Origin of the sequence: Brooklawnia sp., assembly GCF_032229645.1 — a bacterium.
In the GTDB taxonomy this organism is placed as follows: domain Bacteria; phylum Actinomycetota; class Actinomycetes; order Propionibacteriales; family Propionibacteriaceae; genus Brooklawnia.
The window spans coordinates 1-16,868 of the sequence record NZ_JAVTWX010000099.1 but is presented as its reverse complement, the minus strand read 5'-3'; the positions used below and the strand labels follow the sequence as shown (position 1 = coordinate 16,868).

The window sequence follows — 16,868 nt, the reverse complement described above, 5'->3', positions numbered from 1 at the left end:
ATCGGCAACTCAAGTAACCACAAGGCACATTCCGGCGTGCAGCCGGGCTCAGGGGACGCACGTCCCCGTCTGAACTAAGGAGCACCACAATGGCCGGTCCACAGCGCAAGCCTGTGAACAAGAGGAAGATCGTCCCCGTCAAGGCGGTCCGCATCGCCAACGTCGACTACAAGGACACCGCGACTCTGCGGAAGTTCATCTCCGAGCGCGGCAAGATCCGGGCTCGCCGAGTCACCGGACTCAGCGTGCAGGATCAGCGCAAGGTCGCCATCGCCGTGAAGAACGCTCGCGAGTTGGCACTGCTGCCCTACACCACGAACGCTCGCTGATAAGGAGGGACGTTGATATGAAGCTCATTCTGACTGCTGGCGTCGACAACCTCGGTATCGCCGGCGATGTCGTCGAGGTCAAGGACGGCTACGGACGCAACTATCTGCTGCCGCGCGGCCTCGCCATCGCCTACAACCGTGGCACCGCCAAGCAGATCGAAGGCATCAAGCGTTCCCGCGATGCCAAGCAGATCCGCGACAACACGCATGCTGCAGAGGTCCGCGTCCAGCTCGAGGGACTGCAGGTGCAGGTGCCGGCCCGCACCGACGCCTCCGGCAAGCTCTACGGCGCGGTGAGCGCCAACGAGTTGGCCCAAGCGATCAAGAAAGCCGGCGGTCCGGCGATCGACAAGCGCGCCGTCAAGTCGGCCAAGCCGATCAAGACCACCGGTTCGCATCTGGTCTCGGTCAAGCTGACCGATGCCGTCACCGCGCGCGTCCCGGTCGAGGTCGTCAGCGCCTGATCACGAGGTGCCGTCACCTGCTGGCGGAACCCCAAGTACACGAGTCCCTGTCCGGTCAAGCCCGGACAGGGACTCGCTTGTCCCCGGCCCCGCATCGTCCGGGCACGGGACTGGTCGCCGGTCCGGCGCAAAGGATGCAACAATCGGACTCGTGCGCGTCTTCAACTTCTCCGCTGGTCCTGCGATGATGCCGCAGGAGGTCCTCGAACAAGCCCAGGCCGAGTTGCTCGACTGGCAGAACACCGGCATGTCGGTTGCGGAAGTATCGCACCGAAGCAAGGAGTTCGTCGCCTGCGCGGCTCACACCGAAGAACTGCTACGCCAGATCATGGGCATCGGCCCGGACTTCAAGGTGCTGTTCATCCAAGGTGGCGCCTTCGGCCAGTTCGCCGATGTGCCGCTCAACTTGTCGAAGCCCGGCGACGTCGTCGACTTCGTGCTGACCGGTCAGTGGGGCACCAAGGCGTTCAAGGAGGCCAAGAAGTTCGGCGTCCAGGCCACCGTCGTGGCTGACGAAAAGTCGTCCAACTACACCACCACTCCTGCGCAGGGCAGCATTCGGCCCACGCCGGGGTCCGCCTATCTGCACTACACCCCCAACGAGACCATCGGCGGTGTCGAGTTCGGCTATGTTCCCGAGACCGGCGATGTGCCGTTGGTGGCCGATCTGAGCTCCACGATCCTCTCGCGCCCGATCGATGTCTCGAAGTTCGGGGTCATCTACGCCGGCACCCAGAAGAACATGGGTCCGGCCGGCATGGCCGTGGTGATCGTCCGCGACGATCTGCTCGACCGAGCCCGCCCGGATACCCCGTCCATCTGGAACTACCGGCTGATGGCCGAGAACAACTCGATGCTCAACACCCCGCCGACGTTCTCGATCTATCTGCTGGGCAAGATCCTCGAATGGGTGGACGCCCGAGGCGGTCTGGAAGGCATGGAAGAGCGCAACCGCACCAAGGCCGAGACCCTCTACTCCTTCGTCGATTCCTCCGGCTTCTATTCGAATCCGGTCGCTCACGACTCCCGCAGCTGGATGAACGTGCCGTTCCTGATGGCGAATTCCGAACTGAACAAGCAGTTCGTCGCCGAGGCGGCGGAGGCAGGCCTGACCAATCTGGCCGGCCACCGTTCGGTGGGCGGCATGCGCGCGTCCATCTACAACGCGATGCCCCAGGCCGGCGTCGACGCGCTGATCGACTTCATGAAGGAGTTCGAGCGCGTTCACGCCTGATGCGTTCACCATCGCCATGACCTATCGCATCAAGACGCTGAACTCCATCAGCGCACGTGGCCTGTCGAAGCTGCCCGAGGGCTACCAGGTCGGTTCATCCATCGAAGATGCGGACGCCTGGCTCGTTCGCTCCGCCAATCTGCATTCCGTCGAGATCCCGCATTCGGTGCTGGCGATCAGCAGGGCCGGCGCAGGCACCAACACCATTCCGGTCAATCAGCTCAGCGGACGCGGTGTCGTGGTCTTCAACACCCCCGGCTCCAACGCGAACGCGGTCAAAGAACTGGTGCTCGCCGGGATGCTGCTGGGCGCCCGCAATATCGTTGCGGCCGCCGCCTTCTCCCGGACGCTCAGCGGCGACGAGGAGCAGATCAACGCGGCCGTCGAGGCCGGCAAGAAGCAATTCGTCGGCTGGGAGTTGCCCGGGCGAACGCTGGGCGTGATCGGGCTCGGCGAGATCGGCGTCCAGGTCGCCAATGCGGCATTGGCGCTGGGCATGAAGGTGCTCGGCTTCGATCCGGCGATCACCATCCGGCACGCCTGGCAGCTCAGTTCGCATGTGACCCGGGCCGCGTCGATCGAGGAGGTCTTCAAGAAGGCCGACGTGCTCACCGTGCACGTACCGCTGATCGATGCGACGACGGGCCTTGTCAACGCGGGACGGCTGGCCTTGATGAAGCAGCGGGCGCTGGTGCTGAACTTCGCTCGGGCCGGCATCGTCGATTCTCAGGCCATGATCGACGCGCTGGACGCGGGCAGCATCCGCGGCTACGTCTGCGATTTTCCGAGTCCGGGTCTGATCGGTCACCCGAAGGTCGTCGCGTTGCCGCATCTGGGCGCCTCCACCGCCGAGGCAGAGGAGAACAGCGCAGTGATGGCGGTCAACGAGCTGCGCGATTTCCTGGAGAACGGCAATATCACCAATTCGGTGAACTTCCCCGATGCGGTGATCGCGCGGGAACCGGAAACCAGCCGCATCGTCGTGGCGAATGTCAACGTCCCGAATATGGTGGCCGAGATCTCCGCACTGCTCGGCGAGGCCGGGATCAACATCACCAACCTGCTCAACAAATCGCGCGGCGAGCTGGCCTGGACGATGATCGACGTCCGCGGGCCGGTCACCGACGGGCTGCGCCGCAGCATGGAAGCGGTCGAAGGGGTACTGCGGGTTCGCGTCATCGAAGGGTGACATCGGCAACGCCACGCGTGATAACACCAGCGCTATCATTGAGGCATGGTAGGCAGGCACTTTGGAGATCGGCTGAGGGTCCGGCGGAATGCTGCCGGGCTCACCCAGCGCGAGCTTGCGGAGTCTTCAGGAGTGAAACAGCCGCTGATCGCGGCGATCGAACGGGGTACCAGGCGGCCGACCCCAGCCACCCGTGAGGCCCTCGACGGCGCGCTGATTGTTCGTCCTTCTCAGATCCTTCAGGCACTGAGAGAGCATGTGAGAGATGAGATCCATCAGGCCGGTGGCACCAATCCTCGTCTCTTCGGCTCGGTGGCACGCGGAAATGATCGTCCCGATTCAGACGTCGATCTGCTCGTGGAGTTTCCGGCAGGTGCGGACATCATCGACTTGTTGACCCTCGAAGAGCGGCTCTCGGATTTGCTCACGGTCCCGGTGGACATCGTCTCGACCTCGAGCTCAGGCGCTGTTGTTGAGAGCGCATTGACGCAGGCTGTCCCGCTGTGAGTGATGACCAGACCAGTCGGCGGCTCCGCGATCTGTTGCAGATCAGCGCGCAGGCGGCCTACATCGTCGCGAAGGGGCGCGATGCCTATCTCGCCGACACCATGGACGCAAGAATCCTGCGCAATGCGGGCGAGCGGATCCTGATCAAAGTCGCCACCGTTTCGGAGAAGCTGCCTGAGGATTTCAAAGCACAGCATCCAGGGGTGGATTGGACGGGTATCAACCGCATGCGCAATCTGGTCGCGCACCACTATGACAAGGTGAATGACGATCTGATGTGGCAAGCGCTGAGCGTCCGAGTCCCAGCCCTCGTCCAGCAACTCGTGCACCGGTTAGTCTGAGCGCATGGAGAGCTACAACCGGGCCAGCACGGGCATCACAGGGCTCGATCGCATCTTCGACGGCCTGCGGCTCGGCGACAACGTCGTGTGGCAGGTCGACAGTCTCTCCCAGTACCGGGCCCTGATTCAGCCGTTCGCCAGGCGCGCCCGCGAAGAAGGCCGCCGCTTGGTCTACTTCCGTTTCGGCAACCATGCCTCGCTGCTTGACGACCTCGACGGCGTCGAAGTGGTCAAACTGGATGCATCGCTGGGCTTCGAGAGCCTCGCCTCCGCCGTGCACACGACCATCACCGAAACCGGATTCGGGGCCTTCTACGTCTTCGATCTGTTGACCTCGCTGCTCTTCACCTGGCGAAGCGACCTGGCCGTCGGCAACTTCTTCAAGGTCACCTGCCCCTACCTCTTCGACCTCGACACGGTCGCCTATTTCGGGCTCATCCGCCGCGAGCACACCTTTGCGACACTGGCCATGATCCGCGATACCACCCAGCTGCTGCTCGACGTGTACCTCATCGGCGGCGAGACCTACGTCCACCCGTTGAAGGTCTGGCTACGGCATTCGCCGACGATGTTCTTCCCGCACCTGCTCAACGGGGACGAGGCCAGCCCGATCACCTCCAGCGAGGCCACCGCCCGGCTCTTTGCGGCTGCCTCGCACCGGATCGATCCTCCCGACCACTGGCATCGGGTCGTCCAGCAAGGCTGGGCCGCCCTCGATTCGCTCGATGACACGCTGCAACGGGCGGCCGCCGACGAACTCATCGACATGTTCATCGGACGCGAAGGTCGCGTCGTCGAACTCTGCCGGCAGTACGCGACGCTGGCCGATCTGCTGACCGTGGCCATGCGCGAGATCGGTACCGGCTATATCGGCGGCAAGTCGGTGGGAATGATCGTGGCCAACGCCATCCTCGACCACGATCCGGAGGCACGTTTCACCCGGCGGATGGAGCAGAACGACTCCTATTTCCTGGGCAGCGACCTCTTCTACACCTACATCATCGCCAACGGCTGGTGGAAGCTGTGGGTCGAGCAGAAGAGCCACGACGGCTACTTCACCGCCGGTAAGTCGCTCAACCGCAAACTCGCGACCGGACGATTCCCGCCCGTGGTACGCGAGCAGTTTCTTTCGATGCTCGAGTATTTCGGCCAGTCACCGATCATCGCCCGCTCCAGCTCGCTGCTGGAGGACAACTTCGGCAACGCCTTCGCGGGCAAGTACGAGTCGGTCTTCTGCGCCAACCAGGGCACCCCCGAAGAGCGACTGCACGCGCTGGAGGACGCGGTGCGCACCGTGTACGCGTCCGCGATGAGCAGCGAAGCCCTCGAGTACCGCCGCAATCGCGGTCTGGACGGCTCGGACGAGCAGATGGCCATCTTGGTGCAGCGGGTCAGCGGCGATCACCACGAGGGGCTCTTCTTCCCGCATGCCGCCGGGGTGGGCAACTCGTCGAATCTCTATGTCTGGGATCCCGACATCGACCCGGACGCCGGCATGCTGCGCCTGGTGCTCGGCCTGGGCACCAGGGCCGTCGATCGAACGCTGGCCGACCACGCCAAACTCATCACCCTCGACGACCCGACCCGCGAGATCGACGCAACCGACGCCGCCCGCAACACCCAGCGCTATGTCGACGTGATGAGTCTGGACGAGAACCGGCAGCTGACCAAGCCGCTCGCCGAAATCCGCGAGCTGGACATCAGGGCCGACTGGGATCTTTTCGTCTCGACCGACCATCAGACCCTGCGGCGGCTGCGCGAGAACAACCGGCAGATCAAGCAGCTCCCGAAGGTGCTCGATTTCCGCGGTCTGATCCACGACACCGATTTCGCACCGCTGATGCGCGAGATGTTGGCCACGCTGTCCCAGGCCTACGACTACCCGGTCGACATCGAATACACCGTCAACATCAACGAGCACGGCGAGCCCCGCATCAATCTGCTGCAATGCCGCCCGCTGCAGACCCGCGGCCTGGGGCAGGCGGTGGCCATGCCCACCGAGGTCGATCCGCAACACATGCTCTTCGAATCCAGCGGCAATTTCATGGGCGGCAATGTGCGCCTGCCGATCAGTCATGTGGTGATGGTTCGTCCGGACGCATACCTTGCGCTGGGCCAACAGGCTCGCTATGCGGTGGCGCGGGGCATGGGTGTGCTGAACAAGGTACTCAAGGCGGATTCTTTCATGATCATGGCTCCCGGACGCTGGGGCACCACCTCTCCGTCGCTGGGCATTCCGGTGCACTTCACCGAGATCAGCAACGCGGCAGCCATGGTGGAATTCACCTATCCGGCCGGCGGATTCCTGCCCGAACTCAGCCAGGGCAGCCATTTCTTCCAGGACCTGGTCGAATCGGGCATCTTCTATGTCGCGATCTTCGATCAGCGTCCCGACGTCGCGTTCTTGCCCGAACTGGTCACCGACCGGCCCAACCGGCTGGCGGACCTGGTCGCTGATCTGGCGGGCCTATCGGATGTGCTGCATGTGGCCCGATTCGACGACCTCGTGTTGTACTCCGATATCGCATCGCAGCGGATCATCTGCTGCTGAGCGCCGCAGAATCATGCAACCGCCCGCAAGTGGTCATCGAATCGTCGTATGTTCATTACGTGACCAACAAAAGCGTGTACGTTACATCCCCCGATGGGTTAGGTGGCAAGAGCGCCATCGCCCTGTGTCTCATTGAGGCTCTCTCGCGGCAGATGAATTCGGTCGGCGTCTTTCGTCCGATGGTCCGCGGTGACAACGACGAAGTTGCCAAAGCCCTGCTGGCTCATTCCGGCATCGACCAGACCTACGACGAAACCATCGGTGTGTCCACCGAAGCCGCCTTGGACGATCCCGAGGCCGCCCTGAGCGAGATCATCTCGAAGTATGGCGCCCTGCAAGACCGCTTCGACACCGTGGTGATCGTCGGCAGCGACTACGTCGGTGCCGCATCGCCGACCGAACTGGCCTTCAACGCCCGTGTGGCGGCGAATCTGAACGCTCCGGTCCTGCTGGTGGTGACCGGACGCGAGCGCAGCCCCGAAGAGGTCACGGCATCGGTGGAGCATGCCGCCAGGCAGTTCAAAGACCTGCACAATCAGGTCATCGGCGTGATCGCGAATCGCGTCGACCCCGAGGCCATCGATCAGGTCCGCGCAGAATTGACGACCCTCGGCGTGGGCTTCTCCGCGGCTATGCCGGAGAACCGACTGCTCAAGGCTCCGAGCGTGCGGGCCCAGTTCGATGCACTCGGTGCCAGGTTCTTGATGGGCGACGAATCGGCTCTCGATCGTGAATCGCTCGCCACCGTGGTGGCCGGCATGACCCTGCCGAATGTGCTGACGCGTCTCGAGCCCGAGTGCTCGATCGTCACGGCCTCCGATCGTACCGATCTGCTGCCCGGGCTGCTGGCCGCGCACAGCTCGCCGAGTTTCCCGAATCTCTCGGCGATCTTCCTGACCGGCGGATATCCGGTGCCCGATTCGATCCGCGAACTGCTCCAGAGCATGACGGTTCAGGTGCCGATCGGCATGGTGCAGCGCGGCACGTTCTGGACCGCGTCCAAGCTGCACGATCTCAAGGGTTCGGTGATGAGCTCACCGCGCAAGCATGCCGAGGCACTGCGGATCTTCCACGAGAATGTGGACGAGGACGCCCTGCTGAGCGCCCTCAATGTGCAACCTGCCGCCCTGCGCACGCCTCGTATGTTCGAATACCAGATCATGCAGAAGGCTCGCAGCGACAAGAAGACCATCGTGCTGCCCGAGGCGGAAGACCCGCGCATCCTCGAGGCGACCGCGATCCTGCTGCGCCGCGGCGTCGCCAATCTGGTGTTGCTCGGCGAGGAGACCAAGGTGCGCGCCGACGCGATCGCGCTGGGCCTCGACATCACCGGGGTCCGGATTCAATCGATGCACGATCCCGCGCTGGCCGAACAGTTCGCCGCCAGCTACGCCGAGCTGCGCGCCAAGAAGGGCGTCACCATCGAGCAGGCTCGCGAGAAGATGACCGACCCGTCCTACTTCGGCACCATGATGGTCCACCTGGGCATGGCAGACGGCATGGTTTCGGGTGCCACCCACACCACCGCGAACACCATTCGTCCGGCACTCGAGTTCATCAAGACCAAGCCGGGCGTCAAGGTCGTTTCGGGTTCGTTCCTGATGTGCATGCCCGAGCAGGTGCTGGTCTTCGCCGATTGCGCGGTCAATCCGAACCCGAACCCCGAGCAGCTGGCCACCATCGCGATCAGCACGGCAGCGACCGCCAAGGCATTCGACATCGAGCCGCGGGTCGCGATGCTGTCCTACTCCACCGGAACCTCCGGCTCCGGCGAGGACGTGGACGCGGTGGCCACCGCCACCGAGCTGGTCAAGCAGACCAACCCGGATTTCGCGGTGGACGGCCCGATCCAGTTCGACGCCGCGATGGACCCGGCGGTCGGCAGGTCGAAGATGCCCGGCTCGCAGGTGGCGGGCCAGGCAACGGTCTTCATCTTCCCCGATCTGAACACCGGCAACAACACCTACAAGGCCGTGCAGCGCACCTCCGGTGCGATTGCCATCGGCCCGGTGCTGCAAGGCCTGAACAAGCCGGTCAACGACCTCTCGCGCGGTGCGCTGGTGGCGGACATCGTCAACACCGTCGCGATCACCGCGATCCAGGCGCAGACTGGGATCTGATCCGCCTGTCACGTCCAAGTGACAGAATGGCGCACGTGTCCGACGAACCCACGGCCTTCTTTGGCCAGGCGATGAACGACGAGGCCACGGTCGCGTTTCACCCGGCCCGCGCCGAGGCCGCGCCGCCGCCCGAGCCTGCTGCTCCCGCCACCGACGTTCAAGCGGTGGCGGGAGCCAAGCCGCCGCGTTTCTACGCTCTGGACGCGATGCGCGGATTCACCATCGGGTTGATGGTCTTCGTCAACTGGGCGGGTAACTGGTACCTGCCGGCAGCGTTCGGGCACAGCGAATGGGACGGCCTCACGCTGGCCGACACCGTCTTCCCGGCATTCCTGGTGGCCATGGGTACCGCGATGCCCTACGCCACTCGCACCAGCTGGCGCAGCGCTCTGGGACGCACCTTCAAGCTGTTCATGCTGGGCTGCGTGCTGGTCTCCTATAAGTTCATGGTGCCGATGGACATCTACCCCGCGGGCATCCTGCAGATGACCGCCATCGCCTACCTGCTCGTCTGGCTGGTCACCCGACTGCCCAATTACGCGCACTGGACGATCATGGGGGTCTTCTTCCTCGGCATCACGGCGGCCTGGCTGTGGTTCTCGCCGCAGGGGCTGCCGGCCGGCTCATTCGACGAGGGTGCCAATCTGGCCGACTGGTTCGACGGCGTGCTGGGCATCGGCCCCAATCCGGAGAATCCGCACGGCTGGATCCAGGCCGCCAGCTCGGTCTACATCGGCTATCTCGCCGGCTCGATCTCGCGCGCGATGACCGGGTTGCGCCGGATCGGCTGGCTTGCCATCCTCGGTGCCTGCACGCTGGTGCTCGGCATCATGCTCGGCACCGTCATACCGTTCAACAAATACCTGTGGACGCCGAGCTTCGTCCTGGTGACCGGCGGCATCGCCGTGCTGGAGCTCGTGGTGCTGGCCTTGATCATTCCCCCGAAGAGCAAGGGCGGCCCGCTGCGTCCACTGGTGGTGCTCGGTGGGCATGCGATCGTGGTCTACGCATTCTCCGAGACCATCATCGGACGCGCCCGCGACGTCTGGATTTGGCCGTACTGGGAGCCCATCGTCGTGGAGCGATTCGGGGAGGTCTTCGCCGGAGCCCTGTTTCCCGCGCTCGGTGTCTTGGCGTGCTTCGTCCTGGCCTATGTCATGGAGAAGCTCAACATCCACGTGCGTTTGTAGCACGCTTCCGATCAGCGAGGCGCCCGCGGCGTGCGGGCTGTAAAGTGAGATCGCGTTGCACGTCTCAGCAAGGGGGCTCCCACTATCATGTCCAAGCCGATCCTCGTCCTCAACTGTGGATCAAGCTCGATCAAATACCAGATGATCGACGCCGAAAGCGAAGAGTTGCTTGCCAAGGGCATCGTGCAGCGTATCGCGACCGGTACGACAGGCACAGTCGACCACGAAGTGCTGACCACCGACGCTGGCGAGTACCACGTCGACCAGGTTCTCGACGACCACGAGACCGCACTGGCCACCGTTTTTAAGCTCTTCGGCGAGTATGGGCCCGAGCTGGCGTCCACCTTTGCCGTAGCGCACCGCGCCGTGCACGGCGGCGACAAGTTCGCCGATCCCACACTGGTCACCGACGACGTCGTCGAGACCCTGCGCGAACTCTCACCGCTCGCCCCATTGCACAATCCTGCGGGGATCTCCGGCATCGAGGCCGCCCGCAAGCTGCTGCCCGATGTGCCGCATGTCGCCATCTTCGACACCGCATTCTTCGCCCGGCTGCCAGCAGAGGCCTTCACCTACGCGATGGACGTCGATCTGGCCAAGCGCACCCGGATCCGCAAGTACGGATTCCACGGCACCTCGCATCGCTTCGTCAGCGGCCAGGTCTCGAAGCTGCTCGGACACGGCGATCTTAAGCAGATCGTCTGCCACCTGGGCAATGGCGCGTCGGTATCGGCAGTCGATTCCGGACACGCCATCGAGACTTCGATGGGACTCACCCCGCTCGCCGGGCTGGTGATGGGCACCCGCTCCGGCGATATCGATCCCGGCATCGTCGGCTACCTGAGCCGTGAACTCGGTCTCACCTCCGCAGAGATCGACGATGAGCTCAACAAGCGGTCCGGCATGCTGGGGCTCACCGGCCACACCGACATGCGCGACGTCGAGGCCGCGATCAACGCCGGCAATGAGCAGGCCAGAATCGGCATGGACGTCTACGTGCACCGTCTCGTCTTCTACATCGGCGGCTACGCCGCCCTGCTGGGTGGACTCGACGCACTGACCTTCACCGCAGGCGTGGGCGAGAACGCCGCGTTGGTACGCTCCGAGGTTTGCGCCCGATTGGCAGGGCTGGGCGTCAGATTGGACGAAGAAGCCAATGCCGCGCGCAGCAAAGAAGCCCGCGTCATCTCGGCACCCGACTCCGCCGTGTCCGTGCTGGTGGTTCCGACCAATGAGGAACTCTCGATGGCTCGCCAGGCCGCCGAGCTACTCGGCTGACCCGCACCCGCACTCACCGATGGCTGCGTCGCCCATTCTGCTGGACGGCGCAGCCCGCTAGATTGGAGAACATGGCGACAGCATTGGTCACGGGGGGCACCTCGGGCATCGGAAAAGCCTTCGCGACCGAGCTTGCCGAACGCGGGTACGACCTCGTCCTGGTGGCTCGCGACGCGTCCCGGCTGGACGAGGTCGCTATCGAATTGCGCGACCGTTTCGGACGAGAGGTCGAGACCCTGCGTGCCGATCTGGCCGTCCGCGATGATCTTGACCCCATCATCGACCGGCTGAGCGATGCCGCCCGCCCGGTAGACGTCCTGGTGAACAACGCCGGTTTCGGACTCAACGCCTCGTTGCTGGCCGAAGATGTCGCGATCCAAGAGCGCGCGATGGATGTCATGTGTACCGCGGTGCTGATTCTGAGCGGGGCCGCAGGACGTGCCATGAAGGCCCGCGGCCAGGGCATCATCGTGAATGTCTCGTCGGTGTCGGCGTGGATCATCAAGGGCAACTACTCGGCCATCAAACGCTGGGTGCTCACCTTCACCCAGGCGCTGGCGCTTGAACTCGATGGCACCGGGGTGCAAGCCACCGCGGTCTGCCCGGGCTGGGTGAAGACCGAACTGCACGAGCGCGCCGGAGTGGCTCGTCCGAGATTGCCCGGCTGGGCGTGGGTGGATGCGTCCGAGGTGGCCAGGTGCGCGCTGGACGCGGCCGCCGCAGGCAAGACGATAGCCGTCCCCACCCGCAAGTGGCGCGCCGCGGTATGGTTCCTCGAGCACTGTCCCCAGGCGTTGTCCCGCGCCGTTTCCAGCAGGATCACCAAGTCGAGGAGGTCTGATGGCTAAGCTCGGCGGTGGTAAGAAGCGGTTCACCAATCCGCTACAGATAGCGGCCAGCACCACGGCCCAGCAATTGCTGATGAAGCCGGCCGTTTGGGGTGTGCTGAGCGTGCACGTGCACGGTGAGGAGAACCTGGACGGAGTCGAAGAGCCGTTCATCGCGATCGCCAACCATGCGTCCCATTTCGACGGGCCCCTGGTGATGGGTGCGCTGCCCACTCGGTTGAGCAGGCGCCTGGCGACCGGCGCGGCCGCCGACACGTTCTTCACCACTCGTGCGAGCACCATCGCGATCGAGATGTTCATGAACGCTTTCCCGGTGAATCGCGGAGCCACCCGCGACTACCGGGGCATGTCGAAGCAGTTGCTCAGCGAGGGGGTCCCGCTCTTCATCTTCCCCGAGGGCACCCGCTCGCGTACCGGCGGCATGGGCCCGTTCACCCCCGGCGTGGCGGCTTTGGCGATCTCGTTCAACTGTCAGGTGGTTCCGGCGGCGGTCATCGGATCGGCTGCGGCCTGGCCCGCCAAGGAGAAGCGCTGGCGGTCGGGGCGCCCAGACGTCCACGTGGTCTTCGGCTTGCCGATGCGCCCGCGTCCAGGAGAGATCGCGCACGAGTTCAACGAGCGGATGCGACGCAAGGTCATCGAGATGCACGACTCGACCGCGATCGCCTACGGCATGCCCACCCAGGCCGAGATGCTGCATCGTGCCGCCCTCGACAAGGCGCCGCCCAAGCCCAAGAAGGACGACGAGTAGACCGCTCGACGAGATAACTCACGAGTCGAGATCCGCACGAAGCTGATCAAGCGTCACGCGCGTTCCGTCATCGGTAGCCTTTGCCTCGCGGTAGGCGGCCACGTCGTGAGCCATCTCGAGTTCTTCGAGCACCTCCAGATCGGTGACACTAATCACGACGGCCGCCAGCTTGCCGTTCCTCGTCACCCCGATGCGTTCGCCCGCGTACATTGCCCGGCCAAGCACATCCGAGAGCCGGCTACGCAGCTCTCGCGTCGTAACTTCACCCGTCAGAGTCACCATGAGGCCATTATATACACAGTGCCACCTGTGTACAATACGTACGCGCTCTTGGCGCTCGCCTGCGCGCGGCGCAGGACGGTACCGAATCACCACAGCGGCCGTCGAGCCCCACCACAGGCGGGGCAGCGGACAATCCGAAGCGGCGCCCGGTAGGCTCGACGAATGAGCGATTGCAACCCCGGCGTGGCCGCAGTTGTCGTGACCTTCAACCGCCTGGGACTGCTGCAGCGGCTGGTGTCCCGGCTGTGCAGCCTGGGCACGCTGGACACCATCCTGGTGGTCGACAACGCCTCGACCGACGGCACCGGTGAATGGCTGGCTTCGGTAGCCTCGTCCGAGCCGAAGGTGCAATTCCGGACGCTGCCCACCAACGCCGGGGGCGCGGGCGGCTTCCAGGCCGGTCTGCAGTGGGCCTACGACATCGGCGCCGAGCTGGCTTGGATGATGGACGACGATGGCCTACCGACTCCGGAATGCCTCGATCAACTGCTGGCCTATCGCGGCCGATATGACTTCTGGGGCCCTGCGGTGCTGGCCGAGCAGCGTCCCGATGAGCTCTGCTTCCCGATCAGGCTGCCCGGAACGGCCACCGTGCTGCGCACTCTCGATGATCTGCAGGACGCCCAGATCGACGGCATCGTCGCTGATGTCGTCATCCCGTTCAACGGCGTGCTGGTCACCCGTGAACTGGTCGACCGGATCGGCACCGTGCGCGCCGACTTCTTCATCTGGGGCGATGACGTCGAATACCTGTGGCGGGCCCGCGAGGCGGGGGCCCGGGTGGCGACCATTGTGGACGCGCATTTCCTGCATCCGGCGACCGATGACCTGGGCACCGAGATGATGTTCGGGCTGACCACCTACAACCATTCGCCGAGCGATCTCAAGCATTACTGCATGGCCCGCAACAACACGGTGAATCTGATGGCCCACCACGGGCTGCTGCATGCAGCGGCATTCTGGGCGAAGACGGCATGGTTCTACTCGTTCGTGAAGCCGAGCTTGCACCGGATTCTGCTGTCGGCCCAGGCCATCGGCGCCGGGCTGCGGGGAGATTTCACCGGGCATCGCAGATTCCTCGCTGCGGCACCCGGCGCGCCCGCCGTCGGCGTTGAGTCGGCCGCGCCCGCACCCGGTCCGGCTCCGGCCGACGAACAGGTGGCGGTGGTCATCGTCACCTATAAGCGGGCCGAGTTGCTCGACAGGCTGCTGGCTGCGCTGGCGGCTCAGACTCGTCCGGTGGACGCGATCTTCGTCGTCGACAATTCCGGGGACGAGCCCACTGCCCGGGTGCTGGAGGCGCATGTCGAGTTGCCGCTGGTCGTCGACCACGTGGGCGAAAACATCGGCGGTTCCGGCGGCTTCTACCGCGGTCTGAAGGCTGCCTACGAGGCGGGCTTCGACCGCATCTGGTTGATGGACGATGATGTGCGTCCGGCGCCGTGGGCGTTGCAGGCGTTGTTGGCAGACGGCGGCAAGGTGCTGGCCTGCGTCCGGGAGGACCGGCACGGCAACCTGGTCGAGAAGGCTGCGATCCGCTTCGATCTGACCAACCCGCTGAAGCTGCTGCCCAAGACCGCGATGGTCGAGGACGTCTTTACCGATCGGGCATCGATGCCGGCCAGGGTGCATATCGAGAACGCCGCCTTCGAGGGCTTCATGGTGCACCGTGAGGTGGTCAGCGAGATCGGCTTTCCCGATCCCAGCTACTTCATCTTCTACGATGACTGCGACTACGTGATCCGGGCTCAGCGGGCCGGTTACGATGCCTACGCGGTACGCGACGCGCTGATGCGCCGGCACTTCGACTTCGTCCAGCAGAATGACCTGGCCAGCTGGAAGGGCTACTTCATGTACCGCAACTTGTTCGTGGTACACCTGCGCTACGGGACGAACCTGCTAGTCAAACTGAAGCCGCTTGTCTTGACGGCGGGCATCGTGGCGCTGTCGCCATTGCGCGGCGGTATGCATGAGGCAAAGAATGCCCTGCGCGGGCTGAAGGATTGCTTCGGGATGCGCAAGCTCGATCCGCGGGCCTTGCCGGACGCCAAGTAGTTCAACGCTGAGTCTCGGCTGTCTCGGGTACCAGCACCCTTGTGGTTCCGGCGGCGGTGACCCGGTACTGGTAGCCGTGGGGTGAGGTCCAATGGTAGACGCCCGGGATGGGTTGCTCCAGCGTCCACTTGCCATGCGTCTTGGCACGGTGAGCTTTGCGGGACAGCGGGCCAAGATTGGTGAGACTGGTTTGACCTGCCTGGCCGGCCTGACCACAGACGTACGGGATGGTGTGATCCATGTCACAGCGGCTCGCCGCGGTGGTGCCGTAAGGGAAGACATCGACCGGGTTACGCTGCTCGATGGCGAACCGCATCTTGGCCGGAGTCTCGTAGCAATCCACCGGACGCATATCCGCGAGATCAATGACCGGCCTCACGATCACTTTTGAACCCGCAAGGAAGTCGGGAAGCCGCTCGGTGAGCAGCGGCCCCCACCCTTCGACTCGGGCAACACCGGTCCGTCCAGGCGCGCATCCAGGAGCACTCAGCGCGGGATCCTCGGCGCTGATATGCACCACCAGGGTCTGGACGAGCGGCGCCGACGCGCCCGCGATTCCCGCCAGATCCTCGGCGACGGGTGTGTCATACAGCAACGGGCCGCTGTCGGCCAGCGGTACCCGGGCTGCCAGCACTTTCAGGCAGCCCGCGGGCTCCACGATCGGGATGTCGTACCCCAGCGCGTCCAAAGGATCCAACTCGTGGAGGTCGTCGCTCATTGCGCCGGTCATCTTGGGTTGTCGTAACGCTCGGGCCGCTCTGACTCGTTCCAGCAGCCCTGGCGGCCGGCTCATGGGTACCGGCCCGTCCGCACCCACCCAGCAAAGTCCATCCGCATTGTGAGCCCCATCGTCCGCGGTCAAACCGACAAGCCATCCTGGCGGCAAGGGCACGAGTTCGTCGTAACGCAACTCAGCGATCGGTTCTTGCTCATGAGCCCTCGAATACGCGTCACGCACGAACATGCCGAATGCGACCCCACGACGCCGATCAAGATCACGGCACGTCGCAGTATCCGGCTCAATCGGCAAAGCAGAAGCGACCTCGATCAACAACCGATCGAAGTTGATCCCATCAACCGGATCCACAATCCCGAAGATCGACACGCTGCCATCCCGGATCTTCGACACCCGAATCTGGCGGGCCTCCCGCCGCGCTCGCTCTCGTTCCCGCGCGAGATCAGTATCGGCAGCAACGATCTGACCCTCCAGGGCTTTCATCAAGCGGGAGAACGACAACAAACCGATCCCGGCAGCCATCGCCTCGTCCACTGACTGCACGGTCTCCAACGGCAGATGCACACACTCGCGACTGATCTTCGCCGCCTGCCACACCCGGATCCTGCCGGCGATCACCGACTGCCACAGCCTCGGATGCCGCGTCCGCAAATCCAAGGCCTCACCGATCCGCGACAGCGCCGACGACGGGGAGATGCCCAGCAACGCGCCGACCTCCAGCGCCACGAACTCCCCCACCTTCGGCGTGCCATCATGACCCGGCCGAATCAGCCGCTCCATGCCGTCGGCGATGACGGTCTCATCGATCTTCCACAGGTCTGCGATGTGAGTGATCGCGACCAGCTGAGCGACCTCCCCAGCCACGATCTCCCGCTGTGCGTCATCCAACGCGGCCAGCGCGTCACCACTGGTCGGTGGTTTGACCAGCAGTCTCGGGTCGCAGACGGGGGCTTCCATAGCCCAAAGTGTAGTCGAATGCCAGTTCGAATACAA

The 16,868-nt window shown here is 64.4% G+C and carries 15 protein-coding genes; 13 read left to right on the top strand and 2 right to left on the bottom strand.

Annotation, left to right across the window (positions count from 1 at the left end; translation table 11 throughout):
* Positions 1-89 precede the first annotated feature (89 nt).
* From rpsR to AAFP05_RS07435, 12 genes are all read left to right on the top strand, one after another.
* Complete coding sequence (gene rpsR / locus AAFP05_RS07490; protein ID WP_341729236.1) at positions 90-329, top strand: 30S ribosomal protein S18; 240 nt, start codon at positions 90-92, stop codon at positions 327-329.
* 17 nt (positions 330-346) lie between these two features.
* Positions 347-793, top strand: coding sequence for a 50S ribosomal protein L9 (gene rplI, locus AAFP05_RS07485; RefSeq protein ID WP_341729235.1), 447 nt, complete (start codon positions 347-349; stop codon positions 791-793).
* A 151-nt stretch (positions 794-944) separates the two neighbouring features.
* On the top strand, positions 945-2,027 hold the full coding sequence (gene serC / locus AAFP05_RS07480) for a 3-phosphoserine/phosphohydroxythreonine transaminase (RefSeq protein ID WP_341729234.1): 1,083 nt from the start codon (positions 945-947) through the stop codon (positions 2,025-2,027).
* A gap of 16 nt (positions 2,028-2,043) precedes the next feature.
* Entirely contained in the window at positions 2,044-3,216 is a 1,173-nt protein-coding gene (locus AAFP05_RS07475) for a 3-phosphoglycerate dehydrogenase family protein (protein WP_341729233.1), read from the top strand.
* A gap of 45 nt (positions 3,217-3,261) precedes the next feature.
* The gene (locus AAFP05_RS07470) at positions 3,262-3,723 is read left to right on the top strand and encodes a helix-turn-helix domain-containing protein (RefSeq protein ID WP_341729232.1); all 462 of its coding nucleotides are present in this window, start codon (positions 3,262-3,264) and stop codon (positions 3,721-3,723) included.
* Positions 3,720-4,064 (top strand): HepT-like ribonuclease domain-containing protein, encoded by a 345-nt coding sequence (locus AAFP05_RS07465; RefSeq protein ID WP_341729231.1) that lies wholly within the window; start codon positions 3,720-3,722, stop codon positions 4,062-4,064. The genes AAFP05_RS07470 and AAFP05_RS07465 overlap by 4 nt, the downstream gene beginning before the upstream one ends.
* Positions 4,065-4,068: 4 nt before the next feature.
* Entirely contained in the window at positions 4,069-6,615 is a 2,547-nt protein-coding gene (locus tag AAFP05_RS07460) for a PEP/pyruvate-binding domain-containing protein (RefSeq protein ID WP_341729230.1), read from the top strand.
* A 59-nt stretch (positions 6,616-6,674) separates the two neighbouring features.
* Positions 6,675-8,735, top strand: a complete 2,061-nt coding sequence (pta, locus tag AAFP05_RS07455) for a phosphate acetyltransferase (RefSeq protein ID WP_341729229.1) — start codon at positions 6,675-6,677, stop codon at positions 8,733-8,735.
* A 35-nt stretch (positions 8,736-8,770) separates the two neighbouring features.
* On the top strand, positions 8,771-9,925 hold the full coding sequence (locus AAFP05_RS07450; protein WP_341729228.1) for a heparan-alpha-glucosaminide N-acetyltransferase domain-containing protein: 1,155 nt from the start codon (positions 8,771-8,773) through the stop codon (positions 9,923-9,925).
* 87 nt (positions 9,926-10,012) lie between these two features.
* The gene (locus AAFP05_RS07445) at positions 10,013-11,203 is read left to right on the top strand and encodes an acetate kinase (protein WP_341729227.1); all 1,191 of its coding nucleotides are present in this window, start codon (positions 10,013-10,015) and stop codon (positions 11,201-11,203) included.
* A gap of 71 nt (positions 11,204-11,274) precedes the next feature.
* A complete protein-coding gene (locus AAFP05_RS07440; RefSeq protein ID WP_341729226.1) occupies positions 11,275-12,051 on the top strand; it encodes an SDR family NAD(P)-dependent oxidoreductase in 777 nt (258 codons plus the stop codon).
* Complete coding sequence (locus tag AAFP05_RS07435) at positions 12,044-12,802, top strand: lysophospholipid acyltransferase family protein (RefSeq protein WP_341729225.1); 759 nt, start codon at positions 12,044-12,046, stop codon at positions 12,800-12,802. Before AAFP05_RS07440 ends, AAFP05_RS07435 begins: the two co-directional genes overlap by 8 nt.
* A gap of 18 nt (positions 12,803-12,820) precedes the next feature.
* On the opposite strand, the gene AAFP05_RS07430 is transcribed toward AAFP05_RS07435, so the two are convergent.
* On the bottom strand, positions 12,821-13,084 hold the full coding sequence (locus tag AAFP05_RS07430; protein WP_341729224.1) for a type II toxin-antitoxin system Phd/YefM family antitoxin: 264 nt from the start codon (positions 13,082-13,084) through the stop codon (positions 12,821-12,823).
* 162 nt (positions 13,085-13,246) lie between these two features.
* Here AAFP05_RS07430 and AAFP05_RS07425 point away from each other — a divergent pair, with 162 nt between their 5' ends.
* Positions 13,247-15,139: a glycosyltransferase gene (locus AAFP05_RS07425; RefSeq protein ID WP_341729223.1), complete on the top strand. Its 1,893-nt coding sequence runs from the start codon at positions 13,247-13,249 to the stop codon at positions 15,137-15,139.
* Between the two features lies 1 nt (position 15,140).
* Here the strand turns inward: AAFP05_RS07425 and AAFP05_RS07420 are convergent, their stop codons facing one another.
* Complete coding sequence (locus AAFP05_RS07420) at positions 15,141-16,832, bottom strand: DUF222 domain-containing protein (RefSeq protein WP_341729222.1); 1,692 nt, start codon at positions 16,830-16,832, stop codon at positions 15,141-15,143.
* Between the last annotated feature and the right edge of the window lie 36 nt (positions 16,833-16,868).